Here is a 17,094-nt window from a genome sequence, read left to right as displayed (position 1 = left end):
ACTTCACCCATCGGTCAAGGACATGGCTGCGCGGCCGTGATTCCTACAGGCTCGTCCCGACAGGTTCGCAGAGCAACCATAGAGGGGCATTCATGGCACGCAGCGTGGTGATCGTCGGTGGTGGGACGGCAGGCTGGATGACGGCGACCTACCTGACGGCGGCATTCGGCGACCGAGTGTCGGTGACCCTGGTCGAGTCGAAGAACGTGCCCGCTCTCGGGGTGGGCGAGGCCACCTTCAGCACCATCCGGCATTTTTTCGACTACCTGGGCCTGGACGAGCGCGAGTGGATGCCGGAGTGCCACGGCACGTACAAGACGGCTGTCCGGTTCGAGGGCTGGCGGAAGCCGGGGCACGTCTTCTACCACCCGTTCGAGCGCAACCGCGTCGTGGACGGGTTCCCGCTGACCGACTGGTGGGTGCAGAAGCAGCCCACCGAGGCGTTCGACCGGGACTCCTTCCTCATCGCCTCGATGTGCGACGCGGAGAGCTCGCCGCGCTACCTGGACGGCTCGCTCTTCGACAGCACCTTCGAGCGCGGTGCGGAGCACCGCAGCACGCTCACCGAGCAGAACACCCAGTTCCCCTACGCGTACCACTTCGACGCGGCGCTGCTGGCGAAGTTCCTCACGCGCTACGGTGTGGCGCGCGGGGTCCGGCACGTGCTCGACGACGTGGTCGACGTCACCCTGGACGACACCGGCGCCATCGCCCACGTCCGCACCCGCGAGAACGGCGACCTGTCCGGCGACCTGTTCATCGACTGCACCGGCTTCCGCAGTGTGCTGGTGAACAAGGCGCTCGAGGAACCCTTCATCTCCTTCCAGAAGCACCTGCCCAACGACAGCGCGGTGGCCCTGCGGGTGCCGGTGGACATGGCCACGCACGGGATCCGCCCCGCCACCACCGCGACCGCCACGGACGCCGGCTGGATCTGGACGATCCCGCTGTTCGCGCGGCTCGGTACCGGCTACGTGTACGCCAGCGAGTACTCCACCTCCGACGAGGCCGAGCGCACCCTGCGCGAACACGTCGGCCCGGCGGCGGAGAACGCCACCGCCAACCACATCAGGATGCGCATCGGTCGCAGCCGCCGCGCCTGGGTGAAGAACTGCGTGGCGATCGGCCTGTCCAACGGGTTCGTCGAACCGCTGGAGTCCACCGGCATCTTCATCATCCAGAACGGCATCGAGCAGTTGGTCAAGAACTTCCCCGTCGGGCAGGAGGCGACCGACGAGGAACTCCGTCACGCCTACAACCGGCAGGCCGCACACGTGATGGACGGTCTGCGAGAGTTCATGGTGCTGCACTGGTACGCCTCGGGCCGCACCGACAACCAGTACTGGAGGGACACCAAGACCCGGGAGATCCCCGACGGTCTGGCGGAGCGCCTGGAGCAGTGGAAGGTCAAGCTGCCCGACCAGGAGTCGATCTACCCGCACTACCACGGCTTCGAGTCGTACTCCTACCGCGCCGTCATCCTCGGGATGGGCGGCCTGCCCGTGCGGCCGCTGCCCGCGCTGGGCCTGCTCGACGGCACCGCGGCCGACCGGGAGTTCCGTCTGGTGGCCGAGCAGGCGGCCGCCCTGGTCGCGAAGCTCCCCACCCAGTACGAGTACTTCGCCCACCTGCACGGCCTCCCGCCGGCGCAGCGGAAGGCCGGAACGACACGGTGAACGTGGCCGAGTTCGCGGCCCGGGTCGGCCACGTCGGGCTCCTGCTGGCGGCGCTGCTCCTGGTCGCGACCTTCGGCCGGGCGGTGAGCCGCTTTCTCCGGCAGCCGACCGTCGTCGCCGAGATCACGTTCGGACTGGCCGTCGGTCCGGTCCTGAAGTACTTCGGCGTCGAGAAGATCCTGTTGCCCAAGGAGACGCTCGGCTGGTTGCACGACATCGGCCACGTCGGGCTGGTGCTCTTCCTGCTCGGAGTGGCTCACGAGATCCGCCGTACGAAGGTACCGCCCGGCGGCCGGCTGATCGCCTGGACCATCGCCGGCTCCTTGGTGGTCCCGGCCCTGGCAGGCTGCGTGTTCGCGGCGGTCGTGGTCACCGACCCGACGCTCCGCGGCACCGCGCCCACCGCGGCGGTGGTCGTCCTGCTCGCCGCCGCGTTGTCGGTGACCGCTGTACCGGTCCTCGCGCGCATCCTCGAAGAACGGCAACTGTTCGACACCCCCGCAGGCCGACTCGCGATGACCGCGTCGATGATCATCGACGTCGTCGCCTGGACGCTTCTGGTGCTGGCGATCGGACTCGCCTCAGGCGGTGGGGGCGGCGTGCCGCGACTCCTCGCGGTGGTCGCCATCGGGCTGTTGCTGGTGTTCTGCCTCGGGCGGCTGCTGCGCGCCGCTGCTGTGACGCGGTTCCGGGAGCGCTTCGGCGCACTCACCGTCGTCCTCGTCGGGGCGGCCGGGCTGGCGGGTTCCTGGGTCTTCCAGAAGCAGGGGGTTACCGACATCTTCGGCGCTCTGCTGGTCGGGTTGGCCATTCCCGCTGACGGGTGGCACGCCGTGGTGCAGCGGGCCTCGCGGATCGGACGCCCGCTGGTCCCGGTGTTTTTTGTGGTCACCGGGGTCGGCGTGTTCGCCGGGCCGATCGGCTCGACACCCTGGTTGGCGATCGTGCTGGCCGCGTTGTTGGGCACCGCGGGGAAGATGAGCGGTGGGTACCTGGGAGCCAGGCTCGGTGGCGCGCCCGCGTCCGACGCGGCGCGCGTCGGAGTGCTGGTCAACACCCGGGGCCTGACCGAACTGGTACTGCTCCAGGCGGGTTACAGCGCCGGCATCCTCACCGCCCCGTTGTTCCTCGCGTTGGTGGTGATGGCGCTGATGACCACGGCGATGACCGGACCCTGCTACAACCTGCTCGAACGGAGATCGGCACGCCGCTGGAGAGTGGCGGCCCTGGTATTGGAAGGGGGTGGGTGACCATCACGGGATACCGCGTGGAGGACGACGCCTCGGGGGGGTCCACCGCCGTGGCGGCGGTCTCTCCCGCACAGTTCCGCTCCCTGATGTCGACATTCCCCAGCGGAGTGGCCATCGTCACCACGTCCGACCTCGACGGTCGGGCCTGGGGGCTGACCTGCTCCTCGGTGTGCAGCGTCGCGGTGGAGCCGCCGACGCTGCTGGTGTGCCTGCGGGAGGGCAGTCCCACCCTGGCGGCGATGGTGCGCCGGTCGACCTTCGCGGTGAACCTGCTGCACGCCCGGGCCCGGGCGACAGCGGACCTGTTCGCTTCGGGAAACCCCGACCGGTTCGACCTGGCGCCCTGGACGTCCGACCCGCAGGCCGGCGGACCGCACCTGTCCGAGGACTCGCACGCCGTCGCGGACTGCCGGATCAGCGGGACCGTCCGCGTCGGTGACCACACCGTGGTCTTCGGCGAGGCGTACCGGGTGACCCGGCCCGTGGCGGCCCACCGGTCGCCGCTGCTGTACGGGCTGCGGACGTACTCGTCCTGGCCCGAGTTCTGACGGAGTGTGGCCGGTCCGTGGGGGTCGTCGGAGGAGGACCCCCACGGACCGGCTTTTTCGCGCTTCCCCGTGCCGTTGGGGAAGGCGCGACCGGTCGGTCGTACGGGGGGACGCCGACCGGGTACCGCACCGTGTTGGTGTGCTTCCAGTCAAGCAGCCCACCATGGGGTCATGCTGTAGTCCTGGTGGTACGACGCTCGTATCGCTGGGTATATCGGTCCCAGGAACCGCACAGAACCACAGGAGTGCCCCCGGGGCCGGCGGGGCTCGTTCCGAGTCCTGCGCGACGGCCCGAAGGCACTCCTGTGGTTCTGTGCGGTTCCGCGGGGGCTACCGCTGGTTCATCGCCGCCACGAGCGTTCTGGGGCGCATGTCGGTCCAGTTCGCCTCGACGTAGTCGAGCGCGGACTGCCGGTCACAGTCGCCCAGGACCGTTGTCCAGCCCGCCGGCGTCTCGGCGAAGGACGGCCAGAGGGAGTGCTGGCCCTCGTCGTTCACCAGCACGCGGTACGTGCCTTCCGGGTCGTCAAACGGATTGGTGCTCATCGTCCTGCCCTTCGTGGGTTGTGGTTTGTCCGTCGTCCTAGGACGCCCTGGTCGTGTGCTGCTGCCGCAGCAGCGCGACACCGAGGGGCGTCAGGGAGTGCAGGGCCGTGTTGCGTCGGCGAGCCGTCCTGACGAGCCCCGCCTTGCGCAGGACCGTGGCGTGCTTGCTGGCGCCCGCCAGCGAGATGTTGAGTCGCTGCGAGAGCTCTCCGGTGGTGCAGTTCTCCGAGAGCATCTGTAGTGCGGCAGCGCGCGTGTGCCCGACCAGCGCGCTCAACGCCTGCTCGCCGCCCTGGTCGGGGCCCCAGAACTCGGTGTCGGTCGCCGAGTCCACCGGCACCGAGAAGACCAGGATGGGGGCCCCGATTCCCTGGACGTCCTCCAGGACCATGCACGCCTGGTCGCCGAGGAACAGCGAGGGGCACAGCACGAGCCCGCGCCCGTCCAGGTACACGTCGCGGTCCCCGTCGCCGGCCACCTCCAGGACGGGGGCCCTCCAGTGCACCCTGGGATGGAGGTTGTCCAGCATGGCGTGCATTCCGTTGGCGACGCCGATCCGGCCGCAGGCGTCCCGTACCGCGGCTGTGTGAGCCCGTGTCTGCTGCCAGTGCGGCAGTACGGCCACCTGGCAGAACTTGAGCAGCGTCGCCCGTACCCGCTGACGCGTCCGTTCGTCGTCCTCGGCCACTCCGCTGCCCGGGTGCAGCCTGAGCAGCGGCAGCAGCTGCCGCACGTCGTAGCGGGCGGCGAGCAGCTCGACCTCGGCGACACGGGGTCCGAGCTGTTTCTGGACATTCCTGCGCCAGCCGTGGAAGCCGGCGCCGCCTTGCCTGCCGAACTGCTTCAGCGCGAATGCGCCCTCCGCTACCGGCCCTAAGCTGTCGATCATTCGTGATTGCGCGACGTCGTCGACCGTGAAGTGGATTCTCAAATCCCCGTCTCCCACACACGTCAATTCTGGTGGGCCGGCATCTCGGCATGCCGGATTCACCGGGCGACGGCACGCGCCCGGTGATCCAGTGCCTGGGAGTGCCATGGAAGGCACCGTGGGTACACGTCCCAAGCGAATCCGATCTGTCCCCCGACCAGTGGCCCCAGTTGACCGTTGCTGACCAAGACCTTAGGTCGGATGTGACGATTTCCATAAGGGGACCGCAGGCGTTCCTCCACGTAACGATCACCACATCGCTGTCTCGTTGACAACCTCGGCGGTGCGATATATCCAACGTCAGCGAAACGTAAACGAATGTCAGCGAATTGACAAACGGCTTGCCCAAGTGCCCTGATGCCGACGTTTTGGCTGGTCAACATGGGTCCCGTGGTTGCTCCTTGAACGACCAGGCAACTTCCTTGAGGGCCTTCCAGGGTGCACGTAGCTTCGTCACGCGTAATTCGGAAGGGCTGGGAGTTCCCGGTCGCGGCCGAGCTCCCAGGTATTCAGCTCGCACCGCGGCTTTCTGTGACCCGCCCATGGAGACGATGCGGAGTGCCCGATGTTGCCCAAAGTGCTGGAAGAGGCCGTCTACGGCGTCTACGCCACCACCGCCCTCCATCTGGCGGACAAACACGGTGTTTTCGGCCTTCTCGCCACCCAGGGAGCGCCGACGGACAAGATCGCTGCCGAGCTCGGGCTGGACGAGGAGACGCTCGACCGACTGCTGCTCCTGCTCGACTCCTTCGGTGTGATCGAGCGGGACGAGCGCGGCGCCTACCGCCTGCCCGCCGAGATGGTTCCCTTCCTCGACCCGCGCAGCGCGCGCTCCGTCGGCGGCTTCCTCAACCACGTGATGAACAGCACGCTGGCCCGACTGCCGCAGCTGGACGGCTATCTGACGGCGGGCAAGTCGGCGGTGGACGCCGCCCTGCCGGCTCCGTTCGACGTCATGTACCGGACTCCGAAGCTCACCGAGGAGTTCCTGGCTGCCATGTGGGAGCTCACCTACGACGTCTCCCGCGAACTGGTTCCCAGGTGCGGGCTGGACGGGGTCGGGCACCTGGTGGACATCGGCGGCGCGAGCGGGCCCTTCTGCGTCGCCGCGCTGGAGGCGACCCCCGGCCTGCGCGCGACGGTGTTCGAGTTGCCGGAGGTCGGTCCGTACGTGGCCGACACCGTCGAGAAGTACGGCCTCCAGGGCCGGTTGGACTTCGCCGCCGGGGACTTCCACCGCGATGAGTTCCCGCCCACCGAGTGCGTCGCGTTCGGCTACATCCTGTCCGGCTGGACCGACGAGACCGGCCTGGAGCTGCTGCGCAAGGCGCACCGCGCGTGTGCCGACGGCGGCCGAGTCCTGATCATGGACCGGCTCTTCGACGACGACCGGCGCGGGCCGCTGCCCACGGCGGTGATGAACCTGTCGATGCACGTCGAGGCGAAAGGCCGGCACCGCACCGCGGCCGAGTACACGGGCCTGCTGGAGAGCGCGGGCTTCACCGACTGCCAGGTGCACCGGTCGACCCAGGACAAGCAACTCGTCATCGGGTTCAAGAGGTGAATCCGCACCCCGCGGCTCGACGGCGAGCCGCGGTTCCGAGCGCAGCCGAGGGGGACATATGAAAGCCGGTCTGGCTTCCCTGCAGTTTCCGAGACGGTGCGACGAGATCGCACAGCTCCAGGAGCATTCGGGCCGGCAGGCGCTCAGCGAGAGCGACCGCGACCTGCTGGCCAAGCTCTACGAGGAGGCGTATGCCGACCAGAGCGCCGAGAGCGAGCTGATGCGGCTGCTGACGCGGTCGTTCAGCCGCGAACCCATCCCGGAGTACTACCGCTACGCCAACCTGCACGTCTACGCGTGGTACCTCGACCTGCACCAGACCGAGCCGGTGGCCGGCGCCGTCCTCGCTCTCGAGGCGACGCTGGCCGACCTGGACGCGGTCGAGCGGCGTGCCGCACCGCGGCTCACCGAGGCCGACAACACCGAGGAACGATTAGTCCGGTTGACCACGCTGCGCGAGCAGGTCGGGCGGCTTCGGGTGGAGACCGGCGGCTCGACGACCGCAGCCGAGATCATCGACCGGGCACGCGACGACGCGCTGGCGCGCTGGCAGGCATCCGTCCTGACCCGCTGCTCGGGCTTCCTCGCCTCCGCCGACCACCACGAGCACATGTTCCTGCGTGCGGTGCACGCGTGCGAGTTGGCCTTCTACCTGATCCGCTACTTCACGGTGCGGGCGCGGACCGCCATCCGACGCGGCGACGACCGGGCGCACGCGCTGATGTCCCAGCTGGCCCAGTGCGCGGAACTGCCCAACCACATCTTCCACGTGCTGAGGACGCTCACCCCTGAGCTCTTCCTGGGCTTCAGGGACGCCACCGGTGAGGCGAGCGCCGTCCAGTCGCTGAACTACCACATGATGGAGTTGGTGATCTACGGCTACGACGCGCGCAAGGTGGAGGCGTACTCGAAGTTCGACCACCTGCGCCAGCTGTCCCTGCCGCCGCTGCGCTCCGTGCGGTCGTTGCGCGACTCGGTCCAGGACGCGGACGACCCGAGGCTGACCGAGGCGTTCGCCGAGGTCGAACGGACGCTGCTGACCTGGCGCGGCCGGCACTACGGGTTCGGTCGTCGCTACCTGCCGGGCATGCCGGGGTCCGGCGGGACCGAGGGCGCCGGCTACCTGCGGCGCTTCGTCCACAAGGACAACCTGGCTCCGGAGCCCATCACCACCGCGCCCGGAGTCGACCTGCTCGGGTTCGCGTTCCGCTGAGACCGCGCGGACCGACGGGCGAAGTGGCGGGATTGCCTGCCCGGGAATGAGTGTTGATTTCTCCTCCGCTGTTCCGATCGAAATAACAGGGGCCGGTTCACCGCGCCCGCACGGCGCGTCTTCTCTTGCGGAAGGCGGGTGGCGCGGCGCGGTGTGCCGTAGGTAGTCTCCTTCGCATGTCTCGTTCTGCCTCACCGCCCAAGCCCAGTGACTGGTCGATCCGCTTAGATTCGGTGTCCAAGGTGTACGAATCGACAAGAATCCCGGTCACGGCCCTGGATTCCGTCAGTATGCAATTGCGCCGCGGCACCTTCACCGCCGTCATGGGACCCTCCGGTTCCGGCAAGAGTACGTTCCTCAACTGCGCGGCCGGACTTGACCGCCCGACCTCGGGTTCGGTCTGGCTCGGCGACGTCGAGCTGTCCGGCCTCGGCGAGGTCGAACTGACCGAGGTGCGACGCGAGCGGATCGGCTTCGTCTTCCAGGCGTACAACCTGCTGGGCTCGCTGACGGTGGCGGACAACGTGACGCTGCCGCTGCGGCTCGCCGGCCGCAGGACCGACCGCCAGTTCCTGCACCAGGTGCTCGCGGCGGTCGGTCTCGGTGATTTCCTCAAGCGGCTGCCGAGCGAGCTCTCCGGTGGTCAGCAGCAGCGGGTCGCGGTCGCCCGGGCCCTGATCACCCGCCCGGAGGCGATCGTCGCCGACGAGCCGACCGGAGCGCTGGACACCAGGTCCAGCAAGCAGGTGCTGGAACTCATGCGCCGCGTCGCGGACGAGATGGGCCAGACGGTGCTGATGGTGACTCACGACCCGGTCGCCGCCTCGTACGCCGACTCGGTGCTGTTCCTGGCCGACGGCAGGTTGGCGGGCGAGCTGCGCCGCCCGACCTCGGACGAGATCGCCTCGCGCATGACGCACCTGGGTGAGTGGTGATCCGCCGCGTCGGCCGACTGCTTCGTTCCTTGGTGCCCCTTCCCAGGGACCTGTCGCTGGCCTGGAAGACGATCAAGGGTCAGAAGGGTGGCTTCGCCGGTTCCTTCGTCGCGCTCGCTGCGGGCTCGGCGGTGATCACGGCCTGTGGGATCCTGTTGATGTCCGGGCTCGCCTCGGGTGTGGCTCCCGAACGCTATGCGGGTGCGGACGTGGTCCTCAGCGCCGGGCAGTCGTTCTGGCTGGACGAGAGCTCCGCCGTCCGGTACAGCGAGCGCGTCACGCTGCCCGCCGACAAGGTCGCCGCCGTCGCCGCCGTACCGGGGGTGAAGGCGGCCGTCGGCGACGTCGACGTCGAGCTCAGCGTGCTGAACTCCGACGGCGGCGTGGTAGGCGGAGCCAACGGCTATCCGGTGTACGGGCACGGCTGGACCTCGGCCGAGCTCGGACCGTTCCGGGTGGGCACGGGACACGCGCCCACCGCGCCCGACGAGGTCGTCCTCGACTCGGGCCTGGCCTGGCGCGCCCACCTGTCGACCGGCTCCACGGTGCGGTTGGTGGTGGGTTCGAACGCGTCGACCTACCGCGTCGTGGGCATCGCCGACCCGCCCCCGGGCGGCCTGGCCCGCCAGTCGGCGCTGTTCTTCACCGACGACCAGGCCGTCGAGCTGTCCGGCCGCCCCGACCAGGTTGCCGCCATCGGCGTGCTCGCCCAACCCGGCGTCAACCCGGACATGTTGTCCAAGGCGATCACGGCCGCGGTGCCCGGCGTGGAGCCCCACACCGGCACCGGCCGCGGCGACGTCGAGTTCCTCGACGTCGGCGACGCCCGCAACCTGGTGGTCGACAGCTCGGCGTCGTTCGGCGGCACGATGGTGCTGATCGTGGTCTTCGTGGTGGCCAGCACCCTCACCCTGTCGGTGCAGCAACGGCGGCGCGAGCTGGCCCTGATGCGCGCCATCGGCGCGACGCCCCGGCAGATCCACTGGATGATCGGCGCCGAGATGACCCTGGTGTCGCTGTCCGGCGCCCTGGCCGGCGCGATCCCCGGCGTCCTCCTCGCGTTCGTGATGCGTGGCGTGTTCGTCCTCGCCGGGGCGATGCCCCCGGACTACCGGATGGACGTGGGCGTCCTGCCCGTCCTGGCCTCGCTGGTGCTGTGCGTGTTCAGCGCCCGGATCAGCGGCTGGCTGGTGGCCCGCAAGGTGGCCAGGACCAGCCCGGTCGAGGCGCTCGGGGAGGCGGCCGTCGAGCCCAGGAAGCTCGGCCGGGTCCGGTTGGCCATCGGTGTGCTGCTCATTCCGGTCGGCTTGCTGCTGACCCTGGGCAACGTGGCGGACTCGGGCGACTCGGTCGCGGACGTCGCGGCCAGCGCGGTGCTGTTCTTCGTCGTGGCCCTGGGATGCCTCGGACCCGTGCTGCTGCGCGGCGCCATCGTGCTCTTCGGCCGGTTCCTGAACAACCAGAACCACGCCGCCGGTTTCCTCGCGCAGTCCAACACCCGGGCCAACGTGCGGCGCCTGAGCGCGGGGGCGACCCCGCTGGCCATCGGAGTGACCCTGGCCGCCGTACAGATCTTCGGCGCCACCACGACGGGCGCGGCGACGCAGGCGCAGCTGAACGACGGGCTGAAGGCCGGCCATGTGCTGACCGCGTCCTCGGGCGCCGGAGTGTCCCCGCAGGTCGCGGCGGCGGTGAGCAGCGTGCCCGGGGTGTCCGCCGTCACGCCGGTGGCGCGGATGCAGGTACTGCTGACGTTCGGCACCCAGACCAAGGTCTTCGCCGCCCAGGGCGTCACCCCCGACCGGCTCGCGGACACCATGGACCTCAAGGTCGACGGCGGCAGTATCGCGGACCTGCACGACGGGACGGTCGCGCTCAGCGACGTCACCGCCCGTATGGTGAACGCGAAGCTCGGCGGGACGGTCGTCCTGCGGCTCGGCGACAGCACGCTGATCAAGCCGCGCGTGGTGGCGCTCTACGACCGGGGCCTGGGCTTCGGGGACGTCACCTTGCCCAACGACCTCGTCGTGGCCCACACCACCGCGCAGGTCGACTCCGCGGTGCTGGTCGCGTCCGCGCCCGGCAGCGACCAGGGCGCGCTGGCCGACGCGTTGCGCAAGGCCGTCGCAGCGTACCCGACGGTCCGGGTGGGCGGCCCTGCCGCGTTCTCGGTCACGCCCGCGGCCGGCGACTCGGGCGGCTGGGCGCTCAACCTCCTGTTCCAGACCCTGCTGCTGGGCTACATCGCCATCGCCGTGGTGAACACCCTGGTCATGGCGACGGCGGCCCGCGTGCGCGAGTTCGCCATGCTGCAGCTCATCGGCGCGGGCCGTGACCAGGTGCGCGCGATGATGAACGGCGAGGCGCGGACGGTGATCTTCTCGGCGCTGCTGTTCGGTCTGCTGGCAGGAGTCCCGTCGCTGGTCGGCATGAGCCTGGGGCTGTCGCATTCACCGGTCCCCGACATCTCCGTGCTCGGGCTGCTCGCGATCGCGGTGCTCACCGTCGCGCTCTGCTGGGGCTCGATCGCGGTGGCCACCCGGTTCGCCATGCGGTCCGCGCCCATCGACGCGATCGGCGGACGCGAGTAAGGACACCGCACGCGTACGCGAGGGCGCCGCCGGAGAACCGGTGGCGCCTTCGGCGTTCCCGCGGCTCCGCCGCCTCCGGCCCTGCCTTGGCGTCAAAGTGCCTGCTGACAGCCCTATTTCGCTCTTCCGTCAAGTGCGTAGCCGACTCGCCGCCGCGCTGGCGAGACTTGGCGCTCAGACATGGCTTCCGCCGTGGAAGTGCCGCCGGAGGAGTGACCGCACATGACCCACGAGGGGCGCCCAGCAGCAGTCCTGACGACGGATCCGACCGTCGACCGAGCGCTGACCCGCTTTCCCCTGGACCGTCCACGATCCGCCCGGTCCGTCGCGGCCACGGCGACGTACCGGTTCACACTCGACAGCGCGCTCACCGCGCGACTGCGCCGACTGGCGGAGTCAGCCGGCGGCACGCTGTCCGGCGCGCTGGCCGCCGCGAGCCTGGTGCTCTCCGCGGTGTACGCCGGACAGGACGAGGTGACCGCGACGCTGGACGACCGTCCGGTGCGCGCGGTCGTCGACCGCGCGGTGCCGTTCGAACGCATTCTCGGTGAGGTGTCCCGCGCCGCGGACGCCGAGTTGCCCGCGAAGTTCGCCGTCGCCGATGTCGCGCTGCGCTTCGCCGCTCGGGGCGGCGGGCTCGAGGTGGACCTCGACTACCACCCCCACTTGCTCGACGCGGGGACCGTCGAGCAACTGGCCGCCGCGTTCCGCACGCTGGTCGCGGAAGCGGTCGCCCGCCCGGGGAGGCCGCTGCGGGAGCTGAGGCTGGTGCCCGCCGACGAGGCGCACCGCATGCTCCACGAGTGGAACGACACCGCCTACCCGTACCCCGGGCACTCCAGCCTGCCGAGCCTCTTCGCCGAGCAGGTACGGCTGTACCCGGACAAGCCCGCGGTGCTCTTCGGAGACCAGCGGCTCACCTACGCGGAACTCAACGAGCGAGCCAACCGGCTCGCCCACCGCCTGATCGCCGCGGGCGTCACCACCGAGTCCCGGGTCGCGCTGCTGCTCGACCGGTCGGTGCACGTGGTCGTGTCGGTCCTGGCGGTGCTGAAGGCCGGGGGAGTCTACGTCCCGCTGCACGCCGCCTACCCCGAGGACCGCGTCCGCTTCGTCCTGGCGGACGTCGGCGCCCAGGTGCTGCTCACCGACAGCGCCCTGGCCGACCGGACCACCACGGCCGACGTCCCGGTGCTCGTCGTGAACGACGCGGCCACCACCTCCGGCGAGCCCGCCCACGACCCCGACGTGGCCATCGACGCCCAGCAGCTCGCCTACATCATGTTCACCTCGGGCTCCACCGGAACGCCCAAGGGCGTCGCGATCACCCACCGCGACGTGGCCGCTCTGGCCGGGGACAGCCGCTGGCGCGACGCGGCACACCGGCGCGTCCTCTTCCACTCCCCGCACGCCTTCGACGCCGCGACCTACGAGCTGTGGGTGCCGCTGCTGACCGGCGGTGAGATGGTGGTCGCAGCCGAGGAGCCGACACCGGCCCTGGTACGCGAACTGATCGCCGAGCACGCCGTGACGGCGGTCTTCCTCACCTCCGCGCTGCTGCGCCTGTTCGCCGAGGAGGCCCCCGACTGCTTCAAGGGCGCCGCGATCGTGATCACCGGCGGCGAGGTGCACTCCCCGGAGGCACTGGAGCAGGTGATCAGGCACTGCCCCGGCACGCTGGTCATCAACGCGTACGGACCCACCGAGGCCACGACCTACGCCCTGTTCCAGGAACTGACCCTGGACCAGGTGCGGACCCGCGCGGTGCCGATCGGCCGGCCGCTCGACAACACCCTCCTGTACGTGCTCGACGCGTGGCTGCGTCCGGTTCCGGTCGGCGCGCCGGGCGAGCTCTACATCGGGGGAGACGGCTTGGCGCGCGGCTACTTCGGGCGGACGTCGCTGACCTCCGGGCGCTTCGTCGCCGACCCGTACGGGCCCGCCGGCGAGCGGATGTACCGCACCGGCGACGTCGTCCGCCGGCGTGCCGACGGGACGATGGACTTCCTGTCCCGGGCGGACGACCAGGTCAAGATCCGTGGCTTCCGGATCGAGATCGGCGAGATCGAGGCGGCGCTGACCGCGCTCGACGGCGTCGCCGGCGGCGTGGTCGTCGTGCACGAGGTGCGCGGTGCCCGGCACCTGGTGGCCTACGTGGTGCCCGAACACGGCCGGGCGCCCGACGTCGCAGGATGGCGTGACGCCCTGCGCGCGCGGCTGCCCAGCTACGAGGTCCCCTCCTGGTTCGTCCCGATGGAGGCGCTGCCGCTGTCGAACACCGGCAAGGTCGACCGCTCCGCGCTGCCCGCGCCGCAGGCCGAGCTGCTGACCGCGGGGGACCACGTCGAGCCCCGGAATGACACCGAGCGGCTGCTGGCCCGGGTGTGGGCCGACGTGTTCGGCGTCGAGCGGGTGAGCGTCAGCGACAACTTCTTCGCCTCCGGCGGCGACTCCATCCAGGCCATCAAGGTCGTCTCCCGGGCGCGCGCGCAGGGCCTGCGGCTGACCGCCAAGGACCTCTTCCTCACCCCGACCATCGCGGAGCTGGCCCAGGTCGCGACCCGGGCCGACGGCGCGGAGCAGGACGACGGGGAGAACGGCCCGCTGGTCCAGCTCACCGTCGAGGAGGCCGAACACCTCGCCGCGGGCGGACCCGTCGAGGACGTCTACCCGCTGACGCCGATGCAGAGCGGCATGCTCTTCGACGCGTTGATGACCGAGGACACCGGTCTGCACCTGATCCAGTTCGACCTGGTACTCGACCACGTCGACGATCCGGACCTGCTGGGCCGGGCATGGCAGCGCACCGCCGACCGGCTGCCGGTCCTGCGCACCGCCGTGCACTGGGCGGATGTCAGCACACCGGTGCAGGTCGTGCGGGCCGCCGCCACGCTGCCCGTGGTCCAGCACGACTGGCGGGACCTGCCGGAAGAAGACCGGCGGGAGCGCTGGGGCGCGCTGTGCGCGGAGGACCGGGCGCAGGGGGTGGACCTCGCCGCAGCGCCCCTGGCCCGGGTCACCGTCCTGCGGCTGACCGACACGAGCGTCCGGGTGCTGTGGTCGGTGCACCACATCGTCATGGACGGCTGGAGCAGCACCGAACTGCTCGCCGAGGTGGCCGCCGACTACGCCCGGCTGCGCGACGGCGGCGGACCGGCGCCACAGCCCCGGACGCTGTTCCGGGACTACCTGCGCCGGCTGGGCCGGCGGGACGCGGCCGCGGCGGAGGCCCACTGGCGCGACGCGCTCGGCTCGTTCAGCACGCCGACCCGGCTGCCCTACGACCGTCCGGCCGCGCCCGGGTACCGGCCCCGTGCGACCGAGCGGCTGGAGGTGGACATCACCCCCGAGCTGTCCGCCCGGCTGACGGAGGTGGCCAAGCGGACCCGGCTGACCACGAGCACGCTGCTGCAGGGCGCGTGGGCGCTGCTGCTCGCGCGGTACAGCGGAAGCCAGGACGTCTGCTTCGGCGGCACCGTCTCCGGTCGGACGCCCGACGTGCCGGGTGTCGACTCGATCATCGGCATGCTCGTCAACACCCTGCCCGTGCGGGTGCGGGTGGACCGCGAGCAGAACCTGGAGTCGTGGCTGGCCGCTCTCCAGGCGGACCAGGCCCGCGCCCGGGACTTCGAGGACGTGTCGCTGACGCAGGCCCAGGCGTGGAGCGGCCTGTCGGCCGGTGACAACCTGTTCGACAGCATCGTGGTCTTCGAGAACTTCCCGTTCGAGGAGCGTAGCTTCACCGCGCACGGCCTGGAACTGCGCCGCTTCGACAACGAGGTGGGCTCCGGTGCGGCGCTCGGAGTCGTCGTGCACCCCGGTGACCGGACCAGCATGCGGGTCCACTACGACCCGGCGCTGTTCGAGGCGGACACCGTGCGCCGGATGACGGACTACCTGCGGACGCTGCTGGAGGCGTTCGCCGACGACACCGCGCGGACCGTCGGCGCACTGCCGCCGCACGCGACCGCCGAGCTCCAGCTGGTCCTGGGTGACCGGGCCGACGCGGCCGGCGGCCCCGTGGCCGAGCACCAGATGCAGGAGCTGGTGACCGCCCAGGTACGGCTGCGCCCGGACGCCGTCGCGGTGGAACTCGACGACCAGCGGCTGACCTACGCCGACCTGGATGCGCGGGCGAACCAGCTGGCGCACTACCTGATCGAGCGGGGCGTCGGCAGCGACGTGCTGGTGGGCATCGCCGTCGAGCGGAGCCTGGACCTGTTCGTGGCGATCCTCGGGATCCTCAAGGCCGGTGGCGCCTACGTGCCGCTGGACCCCGACTACCCTGCCGAGCGGCTGGCCTTCACGCTGGCTGAGACCCGCCCGCGGGTGCTGCTGGCCCACGAGCACGGCATCGACCGCTTCCCGCCGACCGACGCGGAGCTGGTGCTCCTGGACCGGGACTGGCCGGCCGTCGCCGCGTATCCGGACACCGACCCCGGACCGCGCGGCAGCGCCCGGGACCTGGCCTACGTCGTCTACACCTCGGGCTCGACCGGCCGGCCCAAGGGCGTGATGGTCGAGCACCGCTCGCTCCACAACACCGTGACCGCGGTGACCGGACCGTACGGACTGGGCCCGGACAGCCGGGTGTTCCAGCTGTGCTCCATGAGCTTCGACACCGGGGTGCAGGACCTGTTCACCACCTGGGCCGCCGGCGGCACGATGGTGGTGCCGGCCCCCGACGTCGCCCGCAACGGCGCCTACCTGGTCGAGCACCTGCTGACGGGCAAGGTCACCACGGCGTCCATCCCGATCACCGTCCTGTCCTCGCTCGACGCGGACTCCCTGCCGGGGATGGAGACCATCCGCGTCGGCGGCGACGTGGTCGTGCCCGAGATCGCCGAGGCGTGGGCGCGCCGGCACCGGGTGATCAACAACTACGGGCCGACCGAGGCGGGCGTCACCGTGAGCCTGTTCGAGGTCGAGCAGGGCGCGGGCTACCGCTCCGTACCGCTGGGCAAGCCGCTCGCCAACACCCGGGCCTACGTGCTCGACGACCACCTCACCCCGGTGCCGATCGGGGTGCCGGGCGAACTGTACGTCGGCGGCGTCGGCCTGGCGCGCGGTTACGTCGACAACCAGGCCAAGACCTCCGAGCGGTTCGTCGCCGACCCGTTCGGCCCACCCGGGGCACGGCTGTACCGGACCGGCGACGTGGTGCGCCGCCTGCCGGACGGCCTGCTGGACTTCGTCGGGCGCACCGACCACCAGGTCAAGATCCGCGGCTTCCGCGTCGAACCCGGCGAGATCGAGAGCGCGCTGCTGCGGCACGACGCGGTGGCCGAGGCGGTGGTGTCGGTGTGGCCGGACGACAAGGGCAACAGGCGCCTGGTGGCCTACGTCGTGGCCCGGCCGGGGGCACCGGAGCCGAGCGTGGAGGGGCTGCGCCGCCACCTCGGCTCCACCCTGCCCGCCTACATGGTTCCGACCGCGATCGTCCGGCTGGAGCGGATGCCGCTCAACCACAACGGCAAGCTCGACCGGGCCGCGCTGCCCGTCCCGACCCGCCAGGACGGCGCGGGCGCCGCGTACGTCGCGCCGAGCGATCCGACCGAGGAGGCACTGGCCGGGATCTGGTCGCAGGTGCTCGGCATCGAGCGCGTCGGCATCGAGGACGACTACTTCGCGCTCGGTGGCGACTCCCTGAACAGCCTGCGCATCGTCGCCAGGATGCGAACCGCCTTCGGAGTCGAGGTCACCCCGCGGGATCTGTTCGAACAGCCGACGATCGCCGACCTGGCCGGGACCGTCCGCGACCGGATCCTGACCGCGGTGCTCGAGAGCGTCGCAGCCCAGTCCTGAACGCCCCGGACCCGCCCTTTTCGCATGGGAGAGAGAAC

The 17,094-nt window shown here is 70.7% G+C and carries 10 protein-coding genes; 8 read left to right on the top strand and 2 right to left on the bottom strand.

The features are described from left to right. The first annotated feature begins 92 nt into the window (after positions 1-92). Genes ABH931_RS18690 through ABH931_RS18680 form a run of 3 tightly spaced genes read left to right on the top strand, consistent with a single transcriptional unit; the run spans position 93 to position 3,474 of the window. Positions 93-1,676: a tryptophan halogenase family protein gene (locus ABH931_RS18690; protein WP_370114644.1), complete on the top strand. Its 1,584-nt coding sequence runs from the start codon at positions 93-95 to the stop codon at positions 1,674-1,676. Positions 1,677-1,678: 2 nt separating this feature from the next. Beyond that, the gene (locus ABH931_RS18685; protein WP_370114642.1) at positions 1,679-2,926 is read left to right on the top strand and encodes a cation:proton antiporter; all 1,248 of its coding nucleotides are present in this window, start codon (positions 1,679-1,681) and stop codon (positions 2,924-2,926) included. After that, on the top strand, positions 2,923-3,474 hold the full coding sequence (locus ABH931_RS18680; protein ID WP_370114640.1) for a flavin reductase family protein: 552 nt from the start codon (positions 2,923-2,925) through the stop codon (positions 3,472-3,474). Before ABH931_RS18685 ends, ABH931_RS18680 begins: the two co-directional genes overlap by 4 nt. A 330-nt stretch (positions 3,475-3,804) precedes the next feature. On the opposite strand, the gene ABH931_RS18675 is transcribed toward ABH931_RS18680, so the two are convergent. Together ABH931_RS18675 and ABH931_RS18670 are read right to left on the bottom strand one after the other, a co-directional pair. Then, positions 3,805-4,020 (bottom strand): MbtH family protein, encoded by a 216-nt coding sequence (locus ABH931_RS18675; protein ID WP_370114638.1) that lies wholly within the window; start codon positions 4,018-4,020, stop codon positions 3,805-3,807. A gap of 37 nt (positions 4,021-4,057) precedes the next feature. After that, entirely contained in the window at positions 4,058-4,909 is an 852-nt protein-coding gene (locus ABH931_RS18670) for an ArsR/SmtB family transcription factor (protein ID WP_370114636.1), read from the bottom strand. A 604-nt stretch (positions 4,910-5,513) separates the two neighbouring features. On the opposite strand from ABH931_RS18670, the gene ABH931_RS18665 reads away from it, so the two are divergent. The 5 genes from ABH931_RS18665 to ABH931_RS18645 all read left to right on the top strand — a co-directional run bounded on the left by ABH931_RS18665 (position 5,514) and on the right by ABH931_RS18645 (position 17,056). Beyond that, positions 5,514-6,512, top strand: coding sequence for a methyltransferase (locus tag ABH931_RS18665; RefSeq protein ID WP_370114634.1), 999 nt, complete (start codon positions 5,514-5,516; stop codon positions 6,510-6,512). Between the two features lie 58 nt (positions 6,513-6,570). After that, on the top strand, positions 6,571-7,725 hold the full coding sequence (locus ABH931_RS18660; RefSeq protein ID WP_370114632.1) for a tryptophan 2,3-dioxygenase family protein: 1,155 nt from the start codon (positions 6,571-6,573) through the stop codon (positions 7,723-7,725). A gap of 176 nt (positions 7,726-7,901) precedes the next feature. After that, positions 7,902-8,660 (top strand): ABC transporter ATP-binding protein, encoded by a 759-nt coding sequence (locus ABH931_RS18655; RefSeq protein WP_370114630.1) that lies wholly within the window; start codon positions 7,902-7,904, stop codon positions 8,658-8,660. 32 nt (positions 8,661-8,692) lie between these two features. Beyond that, positions 8,693-11,251 carry an FtsX-like permease family protein gene (locus ABH931_RS18650; protein ID WP_370114629.1) on the top strand — a complete coding sequence of 853 codons (2,559 nt, stop codon included), beginning with the start codon at positions 8,693-8,695 and terminating at the stop codon, positions 11,249-11,251. A gap of 222 nt (positions 11,252-11,473) precedes the next feature. Beyond that, entirely contained in the window at positions 11,474-17,056 is a 5,583-nt protein-coding gene (locus ABH931_RS18645; RefSeq protein ID WP_370114627.1) for an amino acid adenylation domain-containing protein, read from the top strand. Positions 17,057-17,094: the final 38 nt, after the last annotated feature.

The sequence above is a fragment of the Streptacidiphilus sp. MAP12-33 genome, from assembly GCF_041261265.1.
GTDB lineage: Bacteria > Actinomycetota > Actinomycetes > Streptomycetales > Streptomycetaceae > Streptacidiphilus.
The sequence above is the reverse complement of the archived record's forward strand: the minus strand, read 5'-3'. Positions and strand labels throughout refer to the sequence as shown.

Bases quoted from the DNA above. Each gene is read 5' to 3' on its own strand.
- ABH931_RS18675 (WP_370114638.1), bottom strand. From the start codon at position 4,020: ATGAGCACCAATCCGTTTGACGACCCGGAAGGCACGTACCGCGTGCTG.
- ABH931_RS18665 (WP_370114634.1), top strand. From the start codon at position 5,514: ATGTTGCCCAAAGTGCTGGAAGAGGCCGTCTACGGCGTCTACGCCACC.
- ABH931_RS18660 (WP_370114632.1), top strand. From the start codon at position 6,571: ATGAAAGCCGGTCTGGCTTCCCTGCAGTTTCCGAGACGGTGCGACGAG.
- ABH931_RS18690 (WP_370114644.1), top strand. From the start codon at position 93: ATGGCACGCAGCGTGGTGATCGTCGGTGGTGGGACGGCAGGCTGGATG.
- ABH931_RS18645 (WP_370114627.1), top strand. From the start codon at position 11,474: ATGACCCACGAGGGGCGCCCAGCAGCAGTCCTGACGACGGATCCGACC.
- ABH931_RS18655 (WP_370114630.1), top strand. From the start codon at position 7,902: ATGTCTCGTTCTGCCTCACCGCCCAAGCCCAGTGACTGGTCGATCCGC.
- ABH931_RS18670 (WP_370114636.1), bottom strand. From the start codon at position 4,909: ATGATCGACAGCTTAGGGCCGGTAGCGGAGGGCGCATTCGCGCTGAAG.